The sequence below is a fragment of the Bacillus sp. JKS001846 genome (assembly GCF_900176455.1).
Lineage (GTDB): Bacteria > Bacillota > Bacilli > Bacillales > Bacillaceae_G > Bacillus_A > Bacillus_A cereus.
The window spans coordinates 2,425,723-2,448,125 of record NZ_FWYG01000001.1; the positions used below are offsets into that span (position 1 = coordinate 2,425,723).

Consider the following 22,403-nt stretch of genomic DNA (forward strand, 5'->3'; position numbering starts at 1 on the left):
TCAATTGAGTATTTATAGTGATTTTAAAAAAAATAGTAAAGTAGAAGAGTCTACAATAAATAAGTATAAAGAATACCTTCCTAAAGAATTGATTGAAGCATGGAGAATTTATGGCTATGGGACTTTTATGGATGGCTATTTAAAAGTAATAAATCCGGATGATTTTAGTTCTTTAGTAAGTGACACATACTTAAGGAGTAAAGGAACGATTCCTATTTTTACTACATCCCTAGGTGATATTATAATTTTTGAGAAAGATGAAAATCAAGAGTCGTATATAGTTATGATTAACTATCGGAAAGGTAAAACAAAAGTGTTAGCCTCAAAATTCTCCTTGTTTATTAGATTTTTAGAGGAAGAAGCATTTAAACAAAGGGCATTAGGTTGGTTACCTTATCCAGAGGCAATAAAACAATATAATGAACCAGAGTATGAAGAATGTTTTGGTTATACACCTTTACTAGGGCTTGGTGGAGAAGAAAAAGTAGAGAATTTAAAAAAGGTGAAATTGAAGGAACATATTCTAATTATTACTGAGTTTATGGGCCCTGTCCAATAATAGAAGAAGCAAGTGTTTTACTCCTATGCGAATGGATATATAGGATTAGTTTTAATAACTTACACTTACTAATTCATTTGCAGATATGTCAATGTTTGTATTGCTAAAGTTAAATATACAATAATTCATAAAAAGATCAATGAAAATAAAGTATATGTGGTGTGGAGAGAAAAAAATAGAGTGTTTGAAAATACGTACTTCATGATGGTTGTACCGTCATGGAGTATTATGTGCAATGATAGAATAGAAAAAGAATTACGAGCTTAGGAGAGATGACATTTTACTGTGCGACGAATATAAAGACATGGAATGGACATGAAACTAACGGACTCGTACAAACTCGTAAGTTTTAACGTAGTAGTTGTCACGACATACAAAAGGTGTCATACTGTTACTACAAAACTTACAAACTTATGTTACTTAAAAACATATGAACTTAAAGCACTTGATTGTCAATTAAAGGCAACAAGTGCTTTTTTGCGTTTAAGCGTAGAAATTTAAAAGAGCATTATAATTTTATAAGTGTATTAAGTGTTAAATTTTTATTGTTGTTTTATAGATTGTAATGGCTATGTACAGCGTACGACGATAGTAGAGGAAAAAATAAAGGGTTGTATTATTTTTGGAAATCATCGTAAAGTACGTTTTAACGGATGGACGTTATGCACACGTTATCCGCAAAAAACGGGTAAACGTTACAGGGATTGTAATTGCTGTAACGGGAAGGGGCTCAATATGGGAGAGAAAGTAGTTGGTTATGTACGAGTTTCAACGGAAGGACAAGTGCGTGAAGGGTATAGCCTAACGTATCAAGTAGAAGAAATTGAACGGTACTGCATCGAAAATAAACTACAACTGCTTCACATATACGAAGATAAAGGAATCAGCGGAGCGAAAGTAGATGAAGATGGATTAACAGTTGAACGTGAAGGTCTACAAGAGCTATTGTCGGATATGGCATATCATCAAGTGAGCAAAGTTATTGTACTAAATACATCTCGGTTATGGCGCTCTGATATGGCAAAAGTGTTAATACAACGAGAGCTAAAGAAACACAAGGTAGATGTGAAAGCAATTGAACAACCAAATTATAGTATATACACGCATGACCCAAATGACTTTTTAGTAAATGGTATGTTAGAGCTATTAGATCAATATCAACGTCTTGAGATTGCATTAAAGCTAAGTCGAGGCAGAAAGAAGAAAGCAGAACAAGGTGGATATGCGGGGGGCGGTGTGATGTTTGGTTATAGAGTAAAGAAAGAACAAAAGGTGTTAGAAGTAGATACGGAGAAAGCAGTGGTTGTACGTAGACTATTTGAGTTAAGACACTTTTTTAAACATTGGTCGCTGACTCAATTGGCAGAACGACTGAATAGGGAAGGTTATCGTACAGAGAAAGGAAAACAATTTACGAAAGTACAAGTGAAACGCATGTTAGACCGAGAGAGTTTTTATCGAGGGATATATACATACGGGCAAATACAAACAAACGGTAAACATCCAGCAATTATATAATAGTCGTACTTAAAAAAATCACTCATTTTACTATATGTACTTATGAAATTATGAAAATGGATAGGCTTGCGTACCTATGCGCATCGGAAGATGAACGCTCGAACTAAGGTTGCCGACGTTTTTATATATGACTAAATCATTGAATAGAGGGATGAGTTATGCATAATAGACAGAACTATTTGTATGTAGGAGTAGATTTACATAAGGAGCATCATACGGCTGTTATGATTAATTGTTGGCAAGAAAAATTAGGAGAAATACAATTTGATAATAAACCATCTGCATTTTCGAAGTTTTTATTAGAAGTAGAGACATATGTGAGTGCTGGGATAACTGTTGTATTTGGTTTAGAGGATGTTGGTGGTTATGGAAGAGCGTTAGCGAAATATTTAGTAGATCATGAACAAGTAGTGAAAGAAGGAAATCCAGCTTTATCATTTTTAGAGCGAAAAAGCCATGTGACGACACAAAAAAGTGATAGTTGGGATGCGGAATGCGTAGCCCGTATACTAATAAATAAGTTAAATCAATTACCAGATGCAAAGCCAAACGATTTATTTTGGTCGATACAACAACTAGTTTCAACAAGGAATGCATTAGTAAAAGCACAAAGTGCGTTAAAGAACCAATTACATATTCAATTAAACCACCATTATCCAAGTTATAAAAAGTTTTTCTCAGAGTTAGATGGAAAAACAGCATTAGCATTTTGGCAGCAGTATCCGTCACCCTTTTGTTTAGAGGGTGCGAATATAAAGCAATTAACAGCTTTTTTATTAGATGTTAGCAACAATACATGTTCAGTAAAGAAAGCAAGCGACATATTAAAACTTGTAAAAGAAGATGGACAAACAATGAAAGAGTATCAAGAAACACGAGACTTTTTAGTAAGAAGTATTGTACGGGATATTGAGTTTAAAAAGAAGGAAATGAAATACATCGAAAGAGAATTAAAACGGTTAGTAAATCTACTAGATTATCAATTAGAGACGATGCCGGGAATAGAACTTGTAACGGCATCAGCATTAATTGCAGAAATTGGGGATGTAAGGCGATTTCCAAATGCCAATAAATTAGCACGATTTGCGGGGATTGCGCCTGTTTACTTTGGTTCTGGTGGGAAAGGTAAGATACACAAAAGCAAACAAGGAAACAGGGCGCTACACGCTTTATTTTATAATTTAGCAGTACAGCAAGTGCAAGTAGCGAAAGGAAGTAAGTTACCTAGAAACCCAGTGTTTCATGCATACTATCAAAAGAAACTTAAAGAGGGAAAAACAAAAGGACAAGCATTGGTATGTATTATGAGAAGGCTTGTAAACATTGTATATGGCATGATGAAATATAAAACAGCTTATGAGTTGCCAGTAGTGGAAGAAAAAGAAGTAGTTTAATAAGGGTTTACATGGTTTGCTTTTTTATTGTGAGGGTTTAAGATTACAACATAGGGTACGGGTGAAGGTAGTACAAAAGTTAAAAAAACTGATAGTTTGTATAAGAGAAGTAGTTTTAGAAAAGGTACTCGTGTTAAAGCAGAAAGTGAAGCACCAAAAAATGCATCAGGAAAAATGATTTGTCCCACGTGCGGAAAAGATATTCCAGATAGTATTACCATTAATACTAAAAATGGACCAGTAAAAAGAATTGGATATGACTTAGATCATTATCCAGATACTTGGGCAGAAAGAGTTGTAAGTATGAAAACAGGTGAAGTAAAACCAACACGAAAAGAAGTATTGGATGAATATAATGCTCGACTAAGGGTTCAATGTCATGAATGTAATATAAGTCATAAATTTGAAGGAATAGAAGGAACATATAAAGGGGAGATAAAAGAATGATAAATTACGGAGAGCTTTATTATGACCATTATAGTAAATATTTAGGTGATCCAATAGACCGAGAGGTTTTTAAAAATAATGAAGAGCTTCCGAGTATGCAAATTTTAAAATATGAAAATGTATTTGAAGAATGTTTAGTTTTTAATACACTTGGACTCAGTAAATATGAAGAAATAGTAGGGGATAATGTTGAAATTTCAATGGTAGTTGATGGGGCATTTAATAGTACAGGGTATATCCTTGCAAGTGCTTTATTTTATTGTATAGGTAATGGAATAGAAATAGGACGAGGAACAGCAATTAGTGGTATTGAAAGTATTGATAAATCATTTGTTCAAAAATATAATAAAAGTGCAGTTTACTTTACTGAACCATTCGCTTTTCCAGAAGAATATGGTGATGTACGTACTGGAAGTGAAGATCAAGATGGTAAAATTTTGTTAGCATTCTTTATTTCCCAGTCGGAATATGAATGTTTTGTAAAATACGGAACAGAAAAATTTGAAGATTTGTTAGAGGAAAATAACGTAGATCCTTTTAATGTTAGCAGGAAATCTATAATTTGAGGGTTAATTAGTATTGAAAGGTATAGACAATTAGGGTTAGAAATTAAAGAATTCACATAAGACAAGTAAACGAAAAAGAATAAGAATAAGAATAAGAATAAGCTGTTAAAAAGTAAATACTTCATGATGGTTGTACCATCATGGAGTATTGTGTGCAATGATAGAATAGAAAACGAAGTACGAGCTTAGGCGATATGACATTTTACATGGTGGTGAATATAAACACATGAGATGGACATAAAACTAACGAACTCGTACAAACTCGTAAGTTTTAACGTAGTAGTTGCCACGATATATAAAAGGTGTCAAACTGTACTACAAAACTTACAAAATTAGCGATACTTAAAAATATATTAACTTAAAGTACTTGATTGTCGATTACAGGCAACAAGTGCTTTTTTTGTTTTAGTGTAGAAATAATGTGGTACAATCGCCTAGGGAAAATAAGACTTTAAAGAATGCACTAGATGCTATGAAAAATACTCCTATTCCAGTAGCAGTTAGGATGGTGGATACTGGAATAGGAGTGAGGATTCCTTATGTAGAATCTTCAACTGTTGGAGAAGTAGCTGGAAAGTTTTCAAAGGCAAGTACGGCAGCTAAGGATGACGCTTATCAACTTGCTAAGGGTAGTGGTGGTTCAGGAGTTAGTAAGGAAGGTAGTGTGGCTAAGGGTACGGGTGATATTGATAATCCTATTAGAACATATCGTGGTGTAGAACTTCAAAATATAGATCCAGTTTATATTGCGGATCAACGTACAGTCGTTGAGATGCCTTTTGTTGGGAAAGGCGAAAAGTACACTAATGCAGAAGGATGGAGACGTGATTTAAAGTATTTTTGGAGTGAACTCCTTGATCGACATCCAGAAGCATTCAGCCCGAATAATAGAGCAATAATAGAAGGTAGGAATCCTTTTACTGATAGTCCTGTTAATGATAAGGTGTTTAGGGAATACTTCTCTCAATATGATGTTAAAGGTGTTAGGGGGGACAAATTAGTTCATCATCATATTGGTGGAGGTGGACAAGCATTTCCAGTGCCCCAAAAACTACACCCAGGCTCCGGTGGAATTCATAATATAGAAAAAGAGGCAGGGATATGGGGGAAAGATAAAATTTATTCAGAGTTACTACAGAAACTTATTAAGGAGTGATTTCTAATATGAAAGAGATTATGAAAGACTATTTTGAAAAATTTATAGATAAATGGATGGAGTACAACAATTCCTTACCGCAAATAGCATGGAATGAAGATGTAGATGAATTTATATATTCGGGTGAAGAAGATGAATATGGATATATTCCTTGGAAACCAATAGAGAAGGGAGTGGAATTTTCCTTTGATGAAATTGAAAGTCAATATAACGTTCAGTTACATGATTCGGTGAAGCAGTATTTCAATTCATATTGGTTTTTAGAATTAACGGGATGGGTTTCTTCTTATAATATTAATTTGCACCCCGTTATTCCAGGGATTGAACCAGATTATTTTATTTCACTTGTCAAAGACTATGCAGAATCTAAAGAGGATATTTTTAAATTTATCCCAATTGGTTTTGAATCAAATGGCATGTTAATAGTGCTAGACAACAATACAGGTGAAATTTTAGTTGAAGATTTTGAATTAAATGAGTATAAACGAATAACTAATAGTTTAGAAAGTCTCATTTCACAATTGAAATTTAAGGATGAACAATAGAAATCTATGGTTGAACTTTAAGTACGACAAAGTGTTTAACCTATTTTTGTTTCTTGTGGGAACTGGATTGATTTAGATACAAGTACTGAAATTGTTATGAACTGTATTAATAATGAGAGTCATTTACCTATTCCTGTTAGATTAGCAGATTTAGAAACACATAAAATGAGGAAGAAGTTAATAGGAGAATAAAACAATGTATTCTATATTTATTAAGCAATAACTACAAGTAGAATGCATTTATATAAACTTGTAAGTTTTACCTAGGATTTGTCACAACATGTAAGGCTGTCGAACTGTTACTAAAAAACTTACAAATTTAATACTACTTAAAAACATATAAATTTAAAGCACTTGATTGTCTACTGAAGGCAACAAGTGCTTTTTTAATAGATAAGCATGCTATAAATTTATAAAAATTATTTTTGTGAATTAAGGCTAACCCAAATTACTAGTATTATATAATTGGAAATACATTAGCAAAAGGTGTGGACTCCGTAACCCCATTCGCTAAAGGTGTAGAAATCATGCCAGATGGAAGTGTCGTTAGATCTGGAACGAACTATAGCGGGAAACTCCAAGAAGCCCATGATGCCTCAAAGGCGAGTATTCAGAGTAGGATCTCGAATTTGGAGAGTGGTGGGGTTAAGGGTACGGGTGAAACTCCTAAAGGTTATTATCAAGATGTAAATGGAAAATGGCACCGACCAGATGGGGGTTACGCAAGTAATAAAGAAGTGGGTTTACCTGAACCAAGTAGCATAACAAAACGCTTGGAATATATGGAGAATACGCCTGGAAAAGGCTCCAAAACGGGTAAAGAAGTAATGGAAAGAATGGAAAATGAAATTCCACCAAAAATCCGTACAACACGTGATGGTGAAATAGAATTTATGGCAAGTGATAATAAATGGTATCCAATAGATCAAGCAGATATGGCTCATTTAACAGATGCAGTTTCATGGTGGAACAGTACAGGTAGATATTATGGAGCGAAGTCCCCAGAAGTTAGAGAATGGATGTTAGACTCCAATAATTATGTATTAGATCATTATAGGTTAAATCGATCCGCAGGTGCAAAGTTAAATGAAACCTACTTGTCACCAAATAAATGATTATTGGGAGGGGTTTATATTGGAACTCAACGATCAAGTGTATGATCGAATTGTAAAATTATGTAATGAGGGAAATGCTTTTATTGAAAAAGGGAAAGATGATAAGGCAATAGAGAGTTATATAGCTGCTCTGGATTTGGTTCCGTTGCCGAAGACCGATTGGGAAACAAGTACATGGATTTATACAGCATTAGGAGATACTTATTTTTTAAATCGTGAGTATGAGAAAGCAAAAAGTAATTTATATAATGCACTAAATTGTCCGGATGGTATTTCAAATCCATTTATTTTACTGAGACTTGGAGAGAGTTTATTCGAGTGTGGAGAGCTTGATAAAGCTAAGGAGTATTTGTTAAGAGCTTACATTTTAGAAGGCTATAAACTCTATTATAATGAGGATGAAAAGTATTTTGAATTGATTAAGGATATGATTTGAGGAGGATAAATATGGCTATTTTACAATCACCTATAAAAGAAGAATTTGAAAGTCTTTTGGAAAAAAGTAATGAACAATTTAATAATGGTAACTATAATGATTCTATTGTGTTATTAGAAGAGGCATGGGATATAATACCTAATCCTAAAGGTATTTATTGTGAAGAGAGTTACCATTTAGTTAAGGATATTATCTCTACTTGTTTTATGGTAAATGATTTAAAAAAAGCAAAGGAGTGGGCAGATAAAATATTTTTAACTGGATTTGCACGTATAGATTCCGGTGACAAGGAATTTATTGCAGGGAAAGTTGCTTTTGAATTAGATGATTTAGAAACCGCAAAAGAATTTTTTAGCATTGCCAATACAAAATCAGAAGGTAGATGTTTTGGGAATCCGAAGAATACTAAGTATCTTAAATTTTTGAAAAGTTAAATGTTTAGCTGCGTAAAAGGAATTTAAAGATAGATTTAGTGACTTATAAAGGTTACAGCATTTGCATACAGGAGTGACAAAGTATTGGCTGTAATTAATTTAAAACATATTATGAAGTGTACAGGAAAATAATAGGCTGTTAGAAAGTACGTACTCCATGATGGTTGTACCATCATAGAGTACTGTGTGCAATGATAGAATAGAAAACGAAGTACGAGCTTAGGCGAGATGGCATTTTACTGTGCGACGAATATAAAGACATGGAATGGACATAAAACTAACGAACTCGTACAAACTCGTAAGTTTTAACTTAGTACTTGTTACCACATATAAACGGTGTCATACTGTTACTACAAAACTTACAAATTTATGCTGCTTAAAAACAGATGAAACTTAAAGCACTTGATTGTCTATTTGAGGCAACAAGTGCTTTTTTGTGTTTTAGCGTAGAAATAATGTGGTACAATCGCCTAGGGAAAATAAGACTTTAAAGAATGCACTAGATGCTATGAAAAATACTCCTATTCCAGTAACGGTTAGGATGGTGGATACTGGAATAGGAGTGAAGCTTCCTTCAACTGTTGGAGAAGTAACTGGAAAGTTTTCAAAGGCAAGTACGGTAACTAAGGATGACGCTTATCAACTTGCTCATGGGCATAGTAAATTAGAAGGAAGTAATAAAACTAGCGGAGTGGGTAATAATAGCTCGCGTACTGACGAAATTGGAATCGAATTTAAACGTAATCGGAAACATAATGAAGATGAGTTTATACGACAATTAAAAAACCAAGAAGATGGACTGGGAAAATTGACAGTTTATGAGTTTATTTAGAATCGGAACCAATTTTTAAAATATGGGAGATCAAAACAAGCAAATTCAGCTCAAAGATTAACACGAAAACAAGCTGTGCAAGATAAAATTGATGAATTTATGGAAGAAGGTTTTTCATTTAGGGAAGCAGAAGAGCAAGCTTTAAAGTGGATAAAGGATAAAGCTGCATTACATGACCCAGATCAAATTGCGGGTGGAAATCCATTAAAAATAACTGGCATGGGTGATTCTAGAATTAATTCATCAATAGGTTCGCAGTGGAAAAGCAGGATTGGTAATGTGGATAAGGAAATTAGACGAGTTGCTGACACCTTATCAGAGGAAGAAAAAAATTGACATATCTTAATGTTAGATTGAAATCGGAGTAGGGGGATACTATGGAAAATATAAATGATTTTATATCTTTCGAAAAACCATCAACAGAGGTTATTGAAAAGTATACAGGGAAAGTTCCAAATCAAATAATAGATTTATGGAAATGCTATGGGTTTGGGAGTATGTTAAATGGATACTTAAGAGCAATAAACCCAGAAAAATATTTAGATATATTAAAGGAAAGTTATATCCGTTATGAAGAAGCTATCCCAATTTTTACAACAGGTATGGGAGATATTCTTGTGTGGGAAAATAACTATTTATTATTACTTAAGTATCGAAAAGGTACGGTAGATGTAGTAGCTGGAAAATTCAAGTTTTTCTTTATAAATACGAAAGATGATTATTTTTTAGAGAAAGTATTGGATTGGAAGCATTATCAACAGGCATTAAATAAATACGGAAAGCTTGAAATAGATGAATGTTTTGGTTACACACCTTTACTTGCACTAGGTGGACCAGAAAAAGTAGAAAACTTACAAAAAGTCAAACTTATCGAGCATGTTTATTTAATTACTCAATTTATGGGGCCGATAGAATAATGAACGAAGAAACTGGAAGGTGGATAAATCCTCTTTCAGTTTTTTTATTTAAAAGGCTATTAATGTAAATGAAGCTTTAAAAGATACGATTGAGTTAATGTTATAATATAGAAATGTGGTAACGAGAAACTTGGATTAAATTTATAAAAAGTAATTTTTTATGAATTAAGGCTAACATAAATTCCTAGTATTATATAATTGAAAATACATTAGCAAAAGGTGTGGACTCCGTAACCCCATTCGCTAAAGGTGTAGAAATAATGCCAGATGGAAGTGTCGTTAGATCTGGAACGAACTATAGCGGGAAATTCCAAGAAGCCCATGATGCCTAAAAAGCGAGTATTCAGAGTAGGATCTCGAATTTGGAGAGTGGTGGGGTTAAGGGTACGGGGGATAGTGGAATTCCTCCTAGGTACGGTGAGAGAAAGATTACAGATGAAGAATATGAAGCATTAAGAAAAAAAACACCGACAGCAAAAATAAGAAAACAAGTAAATAAAGGCCACAATAAAAAGATAGAAACAGAGGATCAGGCTCTTCCTGGAAAAACTTTTATAGGTTCACTAGAAGCAGATCATATTGTGTCTATGGACAGAATTGCAAGTATGGATGGTTTTGGTAATTTAACAAAAAAACAACAGTTAGAAGTATTAAATAACCCAGAAAACTTTACAGGATTAAGTAAATCTGCAAACACTTCAAAGCAATCTAAATCGTATGAAGAATGTACACATTATAAAAAGGGAACACCAGATGAGATAGAAGTTAGTCTTGACTTTAGGAGCAAGATAATTACAAGAGAAAAACAGCTTGAAAGAATATTGCAAAAACAAATTGATGATTTTAAAAAAGAATAATATAAAATAATATTAAAAAGGATGGGGAAAAATGAGTTCTAAGTTAGATATATTAAGAGAGTATAATGAAGATATTCAATTGATTAATGCAAATGAATTTAAGAATATAAATGCATCTTTAATTCCTGATTTATGGGTGGAAGTATTTAGTGAACATAATAGAGAAAAGAGAATCAAGAAAATTTTAAGTATATGGAAAAAATATGTAGATAATAATTTATCTAATACTATTGCTTACTTATCAGAATACCTTGAGGATATTGAACTGATGATAAGTGAGGACACCTATTCAATCTTGTATACAATAAAAAATCAAGGTGGAGAAGATTTATATTATGAAGGAAGAAATCCTAAAGATAGTTTTAATAATGAGGAATTAGAATCTTCATGGAGAGAAATTCCTGAATCTATTAGGGACTTTTATGAAAATGTTCATAATGGATTTTATGATTACACAAGTGAATCGATGGGATTGATGCCATTAGAAGCTATAACTTACTTTGGGGATGATGACTTAGAGTGGGGGATTATAGATGAATTGGAAGAACCTATAAAGATTAATTTAAAAACATCTTTTGGATTCTTTAGTAATGGTATGGGGAGCTACATAGCTATAGATTATGAAAATTGTAAGAATAACAATGCTACTTTTTGGTCAGCTAAGAGTCAGCCTAAATATAATGTTCACTTTTGGGATTTTGTAGATGAATGGATTGTTATCGGTTTTGAATAAAAGGTTTTTAAAATTTTGATACAAAGTCTATAAACCTTTTGACGTGATTGTGACATCTGAGGGGAAATTAAAAATTTATTATGGGTATACTAAATGGTATCAATCTACTTTTGGACCGAATGACCGAGTGGATTATTTTGAATATAAATATTTAGGGAAGAAACCGAGTAATGAAAATGAGCGAAGAAAATTCGAAGAGATGAAAGAATATGAAGAGCAAAATAAATCTTAAAATATTCTCTGTTAAATTAAGGAATGCATTATTAGCGAGTAAATATGTAAAATATCCAAATCAACTAACTTTAGTTGGGCTATTGAAAAAAGAATAGTGACGGATTAATGTTACTTATAAAACAGATGAACTTAGAGCACTTGATTGTCAATTAAAGGCAACGAGTGCTTTTTTGCGTTTTAGCGTAGAAATAATGTGGTACAATCGCTTAAGGAAAATAAGACTTTAAAGAATACACTAGATGCTATGAAAAATACTCCTATTCCAGTAGCAGTTAGGATGGTGGATACTGGAATAGGAATGAAGCTTCCTTATATAGAATCTTCAACTGTTGGAGAAGTAGCTGGAAAGTTTTCAAAGGCAAGTACGGCAGCTAAGGATGACGCTTATCAACTTGCTAAGGGTAGTGGAGGGGTTAAGGGTACGGGTAAAAATCCAGAAATAGTGAAATTTACAGAGGAACAATTATCTACTAAACCCTTATATTCTAGAGATCCTGAAAAATGGCAGAAAAAAGGTGGGAAAATCGAAATTAGTGAGGAAGGAATATGGACTTATATTGATTGGGAGATTCCTCCAAATCGAGTTTCTTATCCTGGTGGTTTTTCCGACTTTAAATCTGCTGGGTTGGTAAGACAAGAAGTTCCGATAGGTGAATTTAATAGATATGACATTGATTTTGCTAAAGCTGATGAATTAGCTCCAAATGGACCAAAATTAGATGAAAACACATGGCACCATCATCAAGATTTAACAACAACGCAAGAAGTTAGTAAAGAGATGCATAGAAGATTTCGACATATGGGTGGAATGTCATTAGCTAAGAAGTTAAAAGATTAAATAGGAGTGAAATAAATGAATTTAAATGCTTTTGGTAAAGCAACTGAAGAATCAATTGAAGAATTAGAAGAGTTTTTAGGATTTTTACTTCCGGAAGATTATAAAAAATTTTTAAGTGAATATAACGGAGGTACTTCGAAAGTTAGGTATAGTAAATTTTTTGTTAAAGAATTAAATCAGGAAATCCCTTTAGATGTTTTGTATGGTATAGGTGTAAAAAAAACTTTTGATTTAAGTGAATGCTATGAAGAGTTTGAAGAAGATATGTTACCGACCAGTTTAATCATAGGAGATGATCCGAGTTCAGGGTTAATTGTACTTATTACAGATACTGAAAACCATGGTGTATATTATTGGGATCACTCTTTTTATTTTCCACAGTCTAGTGAAGAAGAAAATACGTATAAAATAGCTGATAGCTTTAAGGATTTTATTAATGGATTGAAGAATCCTTAATTACCAACTTTTATATGTTGTAATTAATAATTTAAGATATTAAGCAAATATACGAAATGGATTACAGTAACTTTATAAATGCTAAAACTATACTTTATATATGAGAATGCTAAAAAATGTGGTGCTTGGTTAAAGGTAACAATCATATATGTAGATGAATAGAAAATAAAGTGTATTTGCAGTGGAAAAAAAGAATAGGCTATTAAAAAGTGCATACTTCAAAACACATGGAATGCATATTAAACTAACGAACTGATAGAAACTCGTAAGTTTTAACGTAGTAGTTGTCATGACATATAAAAGGTGTCGTACTGTTAATACCAAACTTACAGATCTTATAAATCTTACAAATTTATGCTACTTAAAAACATATGAACTTAAAGCACTTGATTGTCTACGAAAGGCAACGAGTGCTTTTTTAATAGATAAACATGCTGTAAATTTTTAGAAATTATTTTTTGTGAATTCAGGCTAACAAAAATTACAAGTATTATATAATTGAAATTAAACTAGCAAAAGGTGTGGACTCCGTATCCCCAATCTTTAAAGGTGTAGAAATAATGCTCGATGGAAGTGTCGCTAGATCTGGAACGAACTATAGCGGGAAATTCCAAGAAGCCCATGATGCCTCAAAGGCGAGTATTCAGAGTAAGATCTCGAATTTGGAGAGTGGTGGGGTTAAGGGTACGGGTAAGGTTACTAAGGATGTAGACAAAATTGATTATGGAGCTTATTTAAAAAAGAATATAGGAGATCCTCCAAAAGATATGTATGATCCGCATGCGCATCATATTGTATTTAAAAAGGGAAATGGAAAAGCCCAAAAAGAATTAGTTAAAGAGGGGCAAGAGATATTAAAGGAATATGATATTGATCCGATTTTAGGACTTGAAAATCTTGTTTGGGCTCCCAATAGGGTTAAAGGTCAGCATGGTATTGAAGCGCTTAGAAATGTTGTTGATAACCTAAAAAAAGTAAGAGATGCTGGTGGAGATAGAGATGATATATTAGAAATGCTTAATAAACTTGGAGATATTGCAAAAAGGAGGAAGTAATTAAGATGGATAGTAAGCAGGTTGCAAAAGAAATCAGGTCATCTATAAAAAATGGCAATGTTGAAGAGGTGGCTGAATTAATTGGTTCTAATAAAGAACTTTTAAATATGATGACACCTTTTGGGACATGGCTTCACGTTGCTGCTTCTAGAGGGAAGTTGGATATAGTAAAAAAACTAGTAGAACTTGGGTCAAATATAAATACGTTAGGTGGTGTATATGGTGGTGGAGCATTAAACGAAGCTGCTTCTGAAGGGTATATTGATATAGTAAGATATTTATTGTCATGTGGAGCTGATATGGACACAAGTGAGCCCGAAAGGAATCCATTGTTTGGTGCAATTAGTAATGGGCATGTTGATATTGCAAAACTGTTAATTGAGAGTGGGATAGGTACAAAAGTTAAATATAGTGGTGAATCCATGAAAGATATAGATGCATTAACTTTTGCAAGGGAACAGGGTCAATTAGAAATTGTAAAGTTATTAGAGAACCAAAAAGAATTGAATACTACTATAACCGAAGTAAATGATAATAATCAAGATTATCATGATGAAATCTTAGAGCATGTAACTAAATACTTTGGAACTATCCAAAATACTATAATTGAGATTGTTCCTGGTAGTAAAGTTTCAGTCAATATCCATATAATTTCTCCGTCAATGAATAAAGATTTTGTAACTATGGTAACTACAGGTATGAGTGATGTACCTATGGGTTATTCAAATGAAGAAAGCGAGTTTAAATATGCAGAATTGTTATTGAAATTGCCTTCGAGTTGGGTAGTTGGGAAAGAGAATATGGAGGACAAAAACTATTATTGGCCTCTTGAATGGTTAAGGAAAGTAGCTCATATTCCACATATTTATGATGGATGGCTTGCTGAAGGAGTTATTCTTCCCAATGGAGAACCCCCACAACCATTTGCATCGAATACAAAATTATCATGTATAATGGTATGTCGTCCCAAAGAATTCGGACTAGATAAAGTTCAAGTTGAACAAGGAGATATAAATATTTATACACTTGTTCCTATTTATGAAGAAGAAAGAAATCTGGCGTTAGAAAAGGGTTATGAGTACCTACTTAAAAAAATGAATGAGAAAGGTATCTCAGATGTTTTAGATATAAACAGGGTAAATGTTGGTTTATAGTAAGAATTATAGATATTATTTAACGTAATAATGCTACGTTAGACAGGCCGATTATAGTCAGATAACACTATGATTGGTCTGTTTTTTTGTTTATTTAACTTAGTGCTTGCTTGTTTTACAAGAGAAGAAGAGTACTTTTTTGATTTTAGAATGAAAAGTGAAAAGAGAATTATAATTTTATAAGTGCACTAAGGGTACAGGAGAATCCAGATTAGAATATTTGAGAGGGAAATATGGCAAATTAACTTCTGAACAGCTCCATGCTAATATTAATGAAAGGGCCGGTATTGCATTTCCGCAAAGGTCCTCTAGGAGTCAACTTAAAAATGGAGGTTATATTGTTGAAGATGTTGACTTGTATAAAAAAATGAGTCCAAATAAGAATCGTGCTCTAGGTTTTCAGAATACAAAAAATGATGGATTGGTACAAGCGCATCACGCAATACAAGATGAATGGGCTAAGATATGGGCTAAAACAAGCGGTAATAATTATAGCAGTCGACAAGCACCATCAATATTACTCAAATCTACCTCTGGTGAACCACATGCTATAATATCCGCTCTTCAAAGAGCTAGAAGAAGGAATGAAGGTTTTAGTACGGATATAATATACGAATTTAATATTAGCTATAAAGAAATGATTGAAGCGGGTGTAGATTTAAAAGTAGCAAAAAAAGTAATGCGAGAAGCATATAGATATTTTGATGGATTAGGAGGATTTAAATGATAAATGTTCAAAAATTGTCGACTTATGAATTATATTCTCCAGTTGATGAAAATGAAATTAAAAAAATTGAAGAGGAAATGGGATTAATACTCCCTAATGCTTATAAACAATTACTAAAGCATACAAATGGTTTTGTGTCCGATAATGGAGTCGTTATATTTGGAGTGGATATAATAGATGAAATGAATAAAACATATGAAGTCCATGAATATGCAAAGGGTTATGTTGCTGTAGGAAGTAATGGTGGAGGCAAAATACTGTTAATGACTGCAAATGAAAACGCAACAGAGTTAGTACAAGTTGATTCGGGGATTATGGATCCGAATTATGCAACCACAGTAAGTGAGAATTTTATACAGTGGATAAATGACGGAGCGATAGATATTGACTGTGTGGACGAAGAACAGGAAGTGTTTAAGGAAAAACTGTGTAATCTTATATTGGTAAGTCCACCAGTAGGAGGGGCTATGGATTTAAAGAAAATACAAGAGGTATTTATCATCAAAAAGGGATTGTTTGACTTATTAAAAGGATCAAAACAATTACCATTCGTGTTAATGAAAGACATACCTGTTGAGTTGGCTTTAAAAAACATAGAACTGTTAGGCGAATTAGGGGATATATTGAAAATATCTAGTACTGATTAACTGATTTTAGGGCTTAAAATAGAGGGTATTTGAATCAAGCACCGTTTAATACAATTATTAATTCAAAATAATATTGTTGAAAAATTGCTATTGGTTCCGTGTATGTCTTATATAATCAATAAATTAAACTCTTAGAAAATATTATTTGAATTTAGAGCACTTGATTGTCGACTAAAGGCAACGAGTGCTTTTTATTAGATAGAAATGCTATAAATTTTTAGAAATTATTTTTTATGAATTCAGGCTAACAAAAATTACTAGTATTATATAATTGAAAGTACATTAGCAAAAGGTGCGGACTCCGTATCCCCATTCGTTAAAGGTGTAGAAATAATGCCAGATGGAAGTGTCGCTAGAACTGGAACGAACTATAGCGGGAAATTCCAAGGAGCCCATGATACCTCAAAGGCGAGTATTCAGAGTAGGATCTCGAATTTGGAGAGTGGTGGGGTTAAGGGTACTGGTAATATTGGTAAGGGAGCCAGTGGGGCTAATGAATTCGATGATATCTTAATTGATTCATACAAAAATCTGAGGAAAAATAAAGAAATTTCAGGTCAAGCACATCATTTGAATCAAGATGCTGCTTTTAGAGACTATATTCCAAGAAATGACGGACTTTCTGTAAAATTGGAAGGAAATATATTTAAAGATATAGATAGCCCCCATTACAATGCTCATAAAAGTTTAGAAGATTTTTGGAATATTTACAGGAAAAATGGAGATCTAGCAGGGCTTAAGCCTAATTTAACAGACTATAACAATGCATTGAGAGATTCTTTAATTAATGTAGGGTTATCAGAAGCACAAGTAAACAAAGCAGTTTCAGAAGCGATCAAGCAACAAATAAATGCTGGTCTTTTGGCTGATGATTTCGTGCCTAGAATACCGGGGAGAATTAATTTACCAAAACCAAAACCTTGATGGAGGAAGTAAAGTGAGATTAGAAAATGAAGTCGTGCAGTCTTTATGTAGAATTGATTTTTTATCACACACTAGAAAATTAGAAGTTGATTTTGAGATAGTACCAACTTTAAAATTGGCTAGTAAAAGTATTAATCAATTAAAGTGGGAGAACCTTTGTTTAGATAAGATAGGAGATGTTACTTCACATTTATCAAAGAATTATAAAGAAATGTATAATAAAAATTGGAATAATTTAGCGATGGATATAAAAAAGGAAATTATTCCTATTGTTGATGGGAAATTGTCTGTTCTGATTAGTGAAGGACAACTTTTAGAAAACATGAAAAGTCAAATTTTATTTGATATAATGAATATCGCACTATATAAAAGTTATTCTTTAGTATGCGAGTCTGAATTTTATAATTGTTTATACGAAATATATATAAATGGTTATATTCCATGTGGGTGGACTGGAGAATATCCTAAAGGAAATATAAAAGTTATATGATAAGGAGTGAAGTTTTTTGGAAGAAAATAAAGATTTCCTTAATGAATGTATGAATATTATAAATACTACCATATATAAGGTTATTAAAATAGACATCAATGATGAACAAGAAAAGCAAATCTTAGGTGCATACCTTTTTGGAATGTTTAATGGATTAGGACACGAAAAAAATATTAAACCTGTTGACATACAAGGTGCTATGATTCAGATTTTAAACGAAAAACTAAATTATTCTTTAGAGTCTGCTGTTCAATTTAGCCAGTTTCTTATTAATTCCACAGATAAAAATTTCCATCCTACTATGTTTGCTATTATTCATAGAGGATTGGAAGGATATTTCATGTATAAAGATGGTAGAAATGAAGAATTATCACGAGATTTTCATGATATTATTGAAGTTGTTAAAACAGCAACTTAAATTAGAATTAAGATAGTATGTGCTATTTCACTAGATTCTATGAGCGAAGGAGAAAGATTTTTAAAGAATAAAGTGAAATGGCTAAAGCAAGTGATGGGCATGTTAAACTAGAAAGCGGTCGAGATAATTCAAAGCCAATTATTATAGTGAAAGTTTCTTGAGAACTTATTCGGAAACAGGGTACGATGCACATGAAAATAAAAATGACATTTATAGTGGTTACTGGAGTTTTGAAAGTGGAGCAATCGTAAAAATTTTAAAATTAGATGACTCAACTTTGAAAGATACTTCGTACTACCCTTATGATATGGTGCATTACCAAGAAAAATAAATGTAAGAATCCACAGTGATAAACTTTTACACTGTGGATTTTTTTGTCCATTTAATCGTTTTATTAAGGGTGAAAAAAGTTCATTTTGTTAATCCAATAAGTAAACATGGTGATATAGGTTCTACTACAGCAAATAATGAGTTGTTAAAAATTATTGATAGTTCTCTAGATTATAGTACATTTAAAAGAAGATTAAAAAATTGAGCACATTATAGATTGGAAGATGGAATAAATTCATTACCTGAAGGCTTAAGATAATTGATGTTACTATAATTTGTATATAGGGGGATTCATTATGGAAAATCCAGGCGTAATGTCTTTATGGATAGGTAATTTTAGAACTAAGCAAAGCCTAAAAGAATATGTTGAGATTAAGTTTGATGAAGTTGGGGATAGAACTCAATCTAAATTCATGAGAGACTTTAATCTCGATTTTATTGATTATAACCAAGATTTATTAGAGAGCACCTTGATAGAGGACTCCACTACATCGTTGACTACCCTTTTAAGTGGTTCCTCTTACGAAACGGAAATTTTATCACAATTTGTGGAACATTACGGGGAAGAATTGCCAGAAATCTATGATTCTGTTATTAGATTATATGATTTTGAGTACGATGGAGATATAGATGAAGTTAAATTTATAAGTGGAAATTTAATTCATATGGGGTCAGTTGTATATGAGGAATGGGATGAATAGTTTGTGATTTAGTGAAGGAAACTAACACGATTAGCTACAGTAACTGTCTAAGTATTTATTGCTGGATTTATAGGTTATATACTAGAGTGATAAAGCATGTGGTACTAAAATTGTATACGCAGCCAGGTAAGGCATGAGAACGAAAAAGAATAGGCTGTTAAAAAGTAAAGACCTCATGATGGTTGTACCATCATAGAGTATTATGTGCAATGATAGAATAGAAAATGAAGTACGAGCTTAGGCGAGAAGACATTTTATTGTGCGACGAATATAAAGACATGGAATGGATATTAAATTAACGAACTCGTACAAATTCGTAAGTTTTAACATAGTAGTTGTCATGACATACAAAAGGTGTCATACTTTTACTACAAAACTTACAAATTTATGCTATTTAAAAACATATGAACTTAAAGCGCTTGATTGTCAATTAAAGGCAACAAGTGCTTTTTTGCGTTTTAGCGTAGAAATAATGTGGTACAATCGCTTAAGGAAAATAAGACTTAAAAAAATGCATTAGATGCTATGAAAAATACTCCTATTCCAGTAGCAGTTAGGACGGTGGATACTGGAATAGGAATGAAGCTTCCTTATATAGAATCTTCAACTGTTGGAGAAGTAGCCGGAAAGTTTTCAAAGGCAAGTACGGCAGCTAAGGATGACGCTTATCAATTTGCTAAGGGTAGTGGTGGTTCAGGAGTTAGTAAGGTAGGTAGTGTGGCTAAGGGTACGGGTAATAAGGAGGAAACCTTTACTGTTCCTAAATGGAGTAATGATGGCAAATATGATAAGGTTAGAGGATATAGAGGTAGAGACCTCACAAAGTATGATGAAGAGTATTTAGTTGACCCTAGACTTGTAGTTGAAATGAACTTTAAAGGGAAAACTAATTCAGGAACTAATGCTGCAGGATGGGAGAGAAATGCAAAAAAGTTCTTCAATACATTACTTAAAAGTAATCCGGAGTTTTGGAGTGCAGAAAATACGGCTTTGATAAAGAGAGGTCGAGTTCCAATTGTTGATGAACAATTTATAAAATATTTTTCGCAGTATAAGGAGTATATAAAAGACCCAATGAGGCATCATCATATAGGAGAAGGTGGTCAAGCTGTAGCTTTACCAAAAAGTTTGCATCCTGGATATGGTGGTATTCATAATGTAGAAAAGGAATGGGGAATTACTGGAATAGATGATGAAATTGCAACTAGATTAGAAACTTTTATAAATAATTTAAGAAGGTGAGAAGATGATACTACCAGAGGAATTTAATGATAAATGGGATGTTAACAAAGATGGTCCACTAATTAAATTTAATTCCAAAGATTTAATGAGCACAAATTTTTCGGATGATGTGAAGGAGTTTTTGTCTATAGGAGGTTTACCAGAAACTCCGCCACCATATTTAGAGTTTACTTCGTCACAATCTTTAATAAGATCTATTACAAATGTATTTAATATGCCAGAAGAGTTTCAAAAATATTGGTTTCTGGGATCAACTAGTTCTGGCGATCCGATATGTATAATTGAGAAACAAGAAAATATAGTGTTTCTTAATAATAGTGATAATTATAAAGAAGTATTTATTAATTCTTCTATAAATCAATTTGCAGAATGTTTATTAGTGTATTCAAAAATGATTGATAAGGCAATAGAGGTAAATGGTGAGGATGCCTTTATTGATAATGATATACCAGAATCTGTGATTAATTGGTTAAAAGAAGAATTAAAAAGAATTGACGCTAAGTGTATGGAAGAGGGATGTTTTTGGTTTACTGAGATTGAGAATTTATATGAATAACTAATAGCATTTTATTTAAAATAGGTTATTGTTTTTAAAAAGTCTATGGTGTATTGCAGAAGGACAAGAGTGCTTGAAGTAACTTCATAAGTGTTACTAGCATGACTTTTTCAAATTATATTTGAAAATGAAGAAGTTGTTTTTGAATTGGAAAGAAAAAGAATAAGCTGTATAAAAGTAAAGACCTCATGATGGTTGTACCATCATAGAGTATTATGTGCAATGATAGAACAGAAAACGAAGTACGAGCTTAGGCGAGATGACATTTTACTGGGTGATGAATATAGAACACATGGAATGTATATTAAACTAACGAACTCGTACAAACTCGTAAGTTTTAACGTAGTGGTTGTCATGACGTATAAAAGGTGTCATACTGTTACTACAAAACTTACAAAATTAATGCTACTTAAAAACATATGAACTTAAAGCACTTGATTGTCAATTAAAGGCAACGAGTGTTTTTTTGCGTATTAGCGTAGAAATTTAACAGATCACTATAATTTTATTATGTAAACTTTTTACATAGTTTTCTATACAACTAAAGAGAAGAAAAATGTTCACTATTACTTTCATTTCTGTTATAAAAATTCTACAATAGAAGGCAGAACGTATATTTGGTATAATCAAAATATACTATATGAAATGATGTACATGAGTTTGAAATTCATGTAACGAGGTAAGCACTACATAACAATGGCTAATATTTAAAGTTTTCGTACCTATAGAATTCAATTCATGTTATATAAATCAATTGTTAGAAAGGAACAGATGTAATGAATCAAATTTCATTTGAAGATTTATTTGAAGAAGAAAAAGAAAAGGTGGAGGTAGCTGAGGTATGTAAGGTACCAGCCCCTTTATCACCATTACAAAAAGATATTTTAGAATTAATTGATTCTGAAGAAATAAGTGCGCTTGAGCTATGTGAACGATTAATACGATCGGGTAAAATACCCGATGAAAGATTCACTACGAATAAGCCTAAAGCATATGGACAAGTATGTTTACTATTAGAAGGTTTTGTTACAGAAGGAAAACTTATTTTTATCAAAGATGATGAGAAAAGAGATAGGGTATATAAATTGAAAGAAGAAGTTTGAGATGTATAGTGGGAGATGA

At 32.5% G+C, this 22,403-nt stretch carries 24 protein-coding genes and 6 pseudogenes; all 30 read left to right on the forward strand.

The genetic code is table 11. The annotated features are described in order from the left end of the window. The first annotated feature begins 4 nt into the window (after positions 1-4). The 30 genes and pseudogenes from B9A45_RS13090 (at position 5) to B9A45_RS13275 (ending at position 22,384) form a co-directional block, all read left to right on the forward strand. A complete protein-coding gene (locus B9A45_RS13090; RefSeq protein WP_050821999.1) occupies positions 5-559 on the forward strand; it encodes a T6SS immunity protein Tdi1 domain-containing protein in 555 nt (184 codons plus the stop codon). Positions 560-1,294: 735 nt separating this feature from the next. Next, positions 1,295-2,077, forward strand: coding sequence for a recombinase family protein (locus B9A45_RS13105; RefSeq protein ID WP_046392896.1), 783 nt, complete (start codon positions 1,295-1,297; stop codon positions 2,075-2,077). Positions 2,078-2,235: 158 nt separating this feature from the next. Beyond that, on the forward strand, positions 2,236-3,471 hold the full coding sequence (locus tag B9A45_RS13110) for an IS110 family RNA-guided transposase (RefSeq protein WP_084064109.1): 1,236 nt from the start codon (positions 2,236-2,238) through the stop codon (positions 3,469-3,471). 96 nt (positions 3,472-3,567) lie between these two features. Continuing rightward, entirely contained in the window at positions 3,568-3,918 is a 351-nt protein-coding gene (locus tag B9A45_RS13115) for a GH-E family nuclease (protein WP_223153415.1), read from the forward strand. Then, positions 3,915-4,484 carry a suppressor of fused domain protein gene (locus B9A45_RS13120; protein ID WP_000611567.1) on the forward strand — a complete coding sequence of 190 codons (570 nt, stop codon included), beginning with the start codon at positions 3,915-3,917 and terminating at the stop codon, positions 4,482-4,484. The genes B9A45_RS13115 and B9A45_RS13120 overlap by 4 nt, the downstream gene beginning before the upstream one ends. Before the next feature lie 472 nt (positions 4,485-4,956). Further along, the gene (locus B9A45_RS32165; RefSeq protein WP_256891707.1) at positions 4,957-5,640 is read left to right on the forward strand and encodes a hypothetical protein; all 684 of its coding nucleotides are present in this window, start codon (positions 4,957-4,959) and stop codon (positions 5,638-5,640) included. An 8-nt stretch (positions 5,641-5,648) separates the two neighbouring features. After that, positions 5,649-6,185, forward strand: a complete 537-nt coding sequence (locus tag B9A45_RS13135) for a SecY-interacting protein Syd (protein ID WP_084064110.1) — start codon at positions 5,649-5,651, stop codon at positions 6,183-6,185. A 27-nt stretch (positions 6,186-6,212) separates the two neighbouring features. After that, positions 6,213-6,377: pseudogene (locus B9A45_RS33200) on the forward strand (endonuclease V); the annotation flags it as partial. Between the two features lie 296 nt (positions 6,378-6,673). Beyond that, on the forward strand, positions 6,674-7,300 hold the full coding sequence (locus tag B9A45_RS32645) for a GH-E family nuclease (RefSeq protein ID WP_084064111.1): 627 nt from the start codon (positions 6,674-6,676) through the stop codon (positions 7,298-7,300). A 19-nt stretch (positions 7,301-7,319) separates the two neighbouring features. Then, entirely contained in the window at positions 7,320-7,736 is a 417-nt protein-coding gene (locus B9A45_RS13150; protein WP_084064112.1) for a hypothetical protein, read from the forward strand. An 11-nt stretch (positions 7,737-7,747) separates the two neighbouring features. Continuing rightward, on the forward strand, positions 7,748-8,170 hold the full coding sequence (locus B9A45_RS13155) for a hypothetical protein (RefSeq protein WP_084064113.1): 423 nt from the start codon (positions 7,748-7,750) through the stop codon (positions 8,168-8,170). 454 nt (positions 8,171-8,624) lie between these two features. Beyond that, positions 8,625-9,370, forward strand: a pseudogene (locus B9A45_RS33205) (polymorphic toxin type 15 domain-containing protein); the annotation flags it as partial. A gap of 9 nt (positions 9,371-9,379) precedes the next feature. Continuing rightward, on the forward strand, positions 9,380-9,919 hold the full coding sequence (locus B9A45_RS13170) for a T6SS immunity protein Tdi1 domain-containing protein (RefSeq protein ID WP_084064114.1): 540 nt from the start codon (positions 9,380-9,382) through the stop codon (positions 9,917-9,919). A gap of 221 nt (positions 9,920-10,140) precedes the next feature. Beyond that, a pseudogene (locus B9A45_RS33210) lies at positions 10,141-10,314 on the forward strand (hypothetical protein); the annotation flags it as partial. Between the two features lie 493 nt (positions 10,315-10,807). Continuing rightward, the gene (locus B9A45_RS13180) at positions 10,808-11,509 is read left to right on the forward strand and encodes an SMI1/KNR4 family protein (RefSeq protein WP_000095661.1); all 702 of its coding nucleotides are present in this window, start codon (positions 10,808-10,810) and stop codon (positions 11,507-11,509) included. Between the two features lie 37 nt (positions 11,510-11,546). Then, positions 11,547-11,741 (forward strand): annotated as a pseudogene (locus B9A45_RS13185) (immunity protein YezG family protein); the annotation flags it as partial. A 246-nt stretch (positions 11,742-11,987) separates the two neighbouring features. Continuing rightward, positions 11,988-12,581, forward strand: a complete 594-nt coding sequence (locus B9A45_RS32660; protein WP_340637830.1) for an HNH endonuclease — start codon at positions 11,988-11,990, stop codon at positions 12,579-12,581. 15 nt (positions 12,582-12,596) lie between these two features. Further along, positions 12,597-13,037 carry an SMI1/KNR4 family protein gene (locus tag B9A45_RS13195; RefSeq protein ID WP_001052204.1) on the forward strand — a complete coding sequence of 147 codons (441 nt, stop codon included), beginning with the start codon at positions 12,597-12,599 and terminating at the stop codon, positions 13,035-13,037. 521 nt (positions 13,038-13,558) lie between these two features. Beyond that, positions 13,559-14,092 (forward strand): AHH domain-containing protein, encoded by a 534-nt coding sequence (locus B9A45_RS32665; RefSeq protein WP_097919499.1) that lies wholly within the window; start codon positions 13,559-13,561, stop codon positions 14,090-14,092. Positions 14,093-14,097: 5 nt separating this feature from the next. Next, positions 14,098-15,246 (forward strand): suppressor of fused domain protein, encoded by a 1,149-nt coding sequence (locus B9A45_RS13210; RefSeq protein ID WP_084064117.1) that lies wholly within the window; start codon positions 14,098-14,100, stop codon positions 15,244-15,246. Between the two features lie 220 nt (positions 15,247-15,466). Next, positions 15,467-15,973, forward strand: a complete 507-nt coding sequence (locus tag B9A45_RS13215; RefSeq protein ID WP_084064118.1) for a hypothetical protein — start codon at positions 15,467-15,469, stop codon at positions 15,971-15,973. Then, positions 15,970-16,620 carry an SMI1/KNR4 family protein gene (locus B9A45_RS13220; RefSeq protein WP_000611385.1) on the forward strand — a complete coding sequence of 217 codons (651 nt, stop codon included), beginning with the start codon at positions 15,970-15,972 and terminating at the stop codon, positions 16,618-16,620. Before B9A45_RS13215 ends, B9A45_RS13220 begins: the two co-directional genes overlap by 4 nt. Before the next feature lie 270 nt (positions 16,621-16,890). Next, the gene (locus B9A45_RS32480) at positions 16,891-17,544 is read left to right on the forward strand and encodes a type IV secretion protein Rhs (protein WP_254905752.1); all 654 of its coding nucleotides are present in this window, start codon (positions 16,891-16,893) and stop codon (positions 17,542-17,544) included. A gap of 13 nt (positions 17,545-17,557) precedes the next feature. Next, positions 17,558-18,034, forward strand: a complete 477-nt coding sequence (locus B9A45_RS13230) for a hypothetical protein (protein WP_084064119.1) — start codon at positions 17,558-17,560, stop codon at positions 18,032-18,034. Positions 18,035-18,050: 16 nt separating this feature from the next. Then, the gene (gene imm48, locus B9A45_RS13235) at positions 18,051-18,452 is read left to right on the forward strand and encodes an Imm48 family immunity protein (RefSeq protein WP_084064120.1); all 402 of its coding nucleotides are present in this window, start codon (positions 18,051-18,053) and stop codon (positions 18,450-18,452) included. A 166-nt stretch (positions 18,453-18,618) separates the two neighbouring features. Further along, positions 18,619-18,783: pseudogene (locus tag B9A45_RS13240) on the forward strand (PoNe immunity protein domain-containing protein); the annotation flags it as partial. Between the two features lie 295 nt (positions 18,784-19,078). Next, positions 19,079-19,483, forward strand: coding sequence for an immunity 22 family protein (locus B9A45_RS13250; RefSeq protein ID WP_000431157.1), 405 nt, complete (start codon positions 19,079-19,081; stop codon positions 19,481-19,483). A gap of 471 nt (positions 19,484-19,954) precedes the next feature. Beyond that, a pseudogene (locus tag B9A45_RS32670) lies at positions 19,955-20,725 on the forward strand (hypothetical protein); the annotation flags it as partial. 4 nt (positions 20,726-20,729) lie between these two features. After that, positions 20,730-21,281 carry an SUKH-4 family immunity protein gene (locus tag B9A45_RS13265; RefSeq protein ID WP_074625237.1) on the forward strand — a complete coding sequence of 184 codons (552 nt, stop codon included), beginning with the start codon at positions 20,730-20,732 and terminating at the stop codon, positions 21,279-21,281. A 776-nt stretch (positions 21,282-22,057) separates the two neighbouring features. Then, complete coding sequence (locus B9A45_RS13275; protein WP_001071909.1) at positions 22,058-22,384, forward strand: DUF3895 domain-containing protein; 327 nt, start codon at positions 22,058-22,060, stop codon at positions 22,382-22,384. Positions 22,385-22,403: the final 19 nt, after the last annotated feature.

Bases quoted from the DNA above. Each gene is read 5' to 3' on its own strand.
- B9A45_RS13265 (WP_074625237.1), top strand. From the start codon at position 20,730: ATGATACTACCAGAGGAATTTAATGATAAATGGGATGTTAACAAAGAT.
- B9A45_RS13170 (WP_084064114.1), top strand. From the start codon at position 9,380: ATGGAAAATATAAATGATTTTATATCTTTCGAAAAACCATCAACAGAG.
- B9A45_RS13135 (WP_084064110.1), top strand. From the start codon at position 5,649: ATGAAAGAGATTATGAAAGACTATTTTGAAAAATTTATAGATAAATGG.
- B9A45_RS32660 (WP_340637830.1), top strand. From the start codon at position 11,988: ATGAAAAATACTCCTATTCCAGTAGCAGTTAGGATGGTGGATACTGGA.
- B9A45_RS13195 (WP_001052204.1), top strand. From the start codon at position 12,597: ATGAATTTAAATGCTTTTGGTAAAGCAACTGAAGAATCAATTGAAGAA.
- B9A45_RS13250 (WP_000431157.1), top strand. From the start codon at position 19,079: ATGGAAAATCCAGGCGTAATGTCTTTATGGATAGGTAATTTTAGAACT.
- B9A45_RS32165 (WP_256891707.1), top strand. From the start codon at position 4,957: ATGAAAAATACTCCTATTCCAGTAGCAGTTAGGATGGTGGATACTGGA.
- B9A45_RS13180 (WP_000095661.1), top strand. From the start codon at position 10,808: ATGAGTTCTAAGTTAGATATATTAAGAGAGTATAATGAAGATATTCAA.
- B9A45_RS13120 (WP_000611567.1), top strand. From the start codon at position 3,915: ATGATAAATTACGGAGAGCTTTATTATGACCATTATAGTAAATATTTA.
- B9A45_RS13220 (WP_000611385.1), top strand. From the start codon at position 15,970: ATGATAAATGTTCAAAAATTGTCGACTTATGAATTATATTCTCCAGTT.
- B9A45_RS13210 (WP_084064117.1), top strand. From the start codon at position 14,098: ATGGATAGTAAGCAGGTTGCAAAAGAAATCAGGTCATCTATAAAAAAT.
- B9A45_RS13155 (WP_084064113.1), top strand. From the start codon at position 7,748: ATGGCTATTTTACAATCACCTATAAAAGAAGAATTTGAAAGTCTTTTG.
- B9A45_RS13275 (WP_001071909.1), top strand. From the start codon at position 22,058: ATGAATCAAATTTCATTTGAAGATTTATTTGAAGAAGAAAAAGAAAAG.
- B9A45_RS13105 (WP_046392896.1), top strand. From the start codon at position 1,295: ATGGGAGAGAAAGTAGTTGGTTATGTACGAGTTTCAACGGAAGGACAA.
- B9A45_RS13110 (WP_084064109.1), top strand. From the start codon at position 2,236: ATGCATAATAGACAGAACTATTTGTATGTAGGAGTAGATTTACATAAG.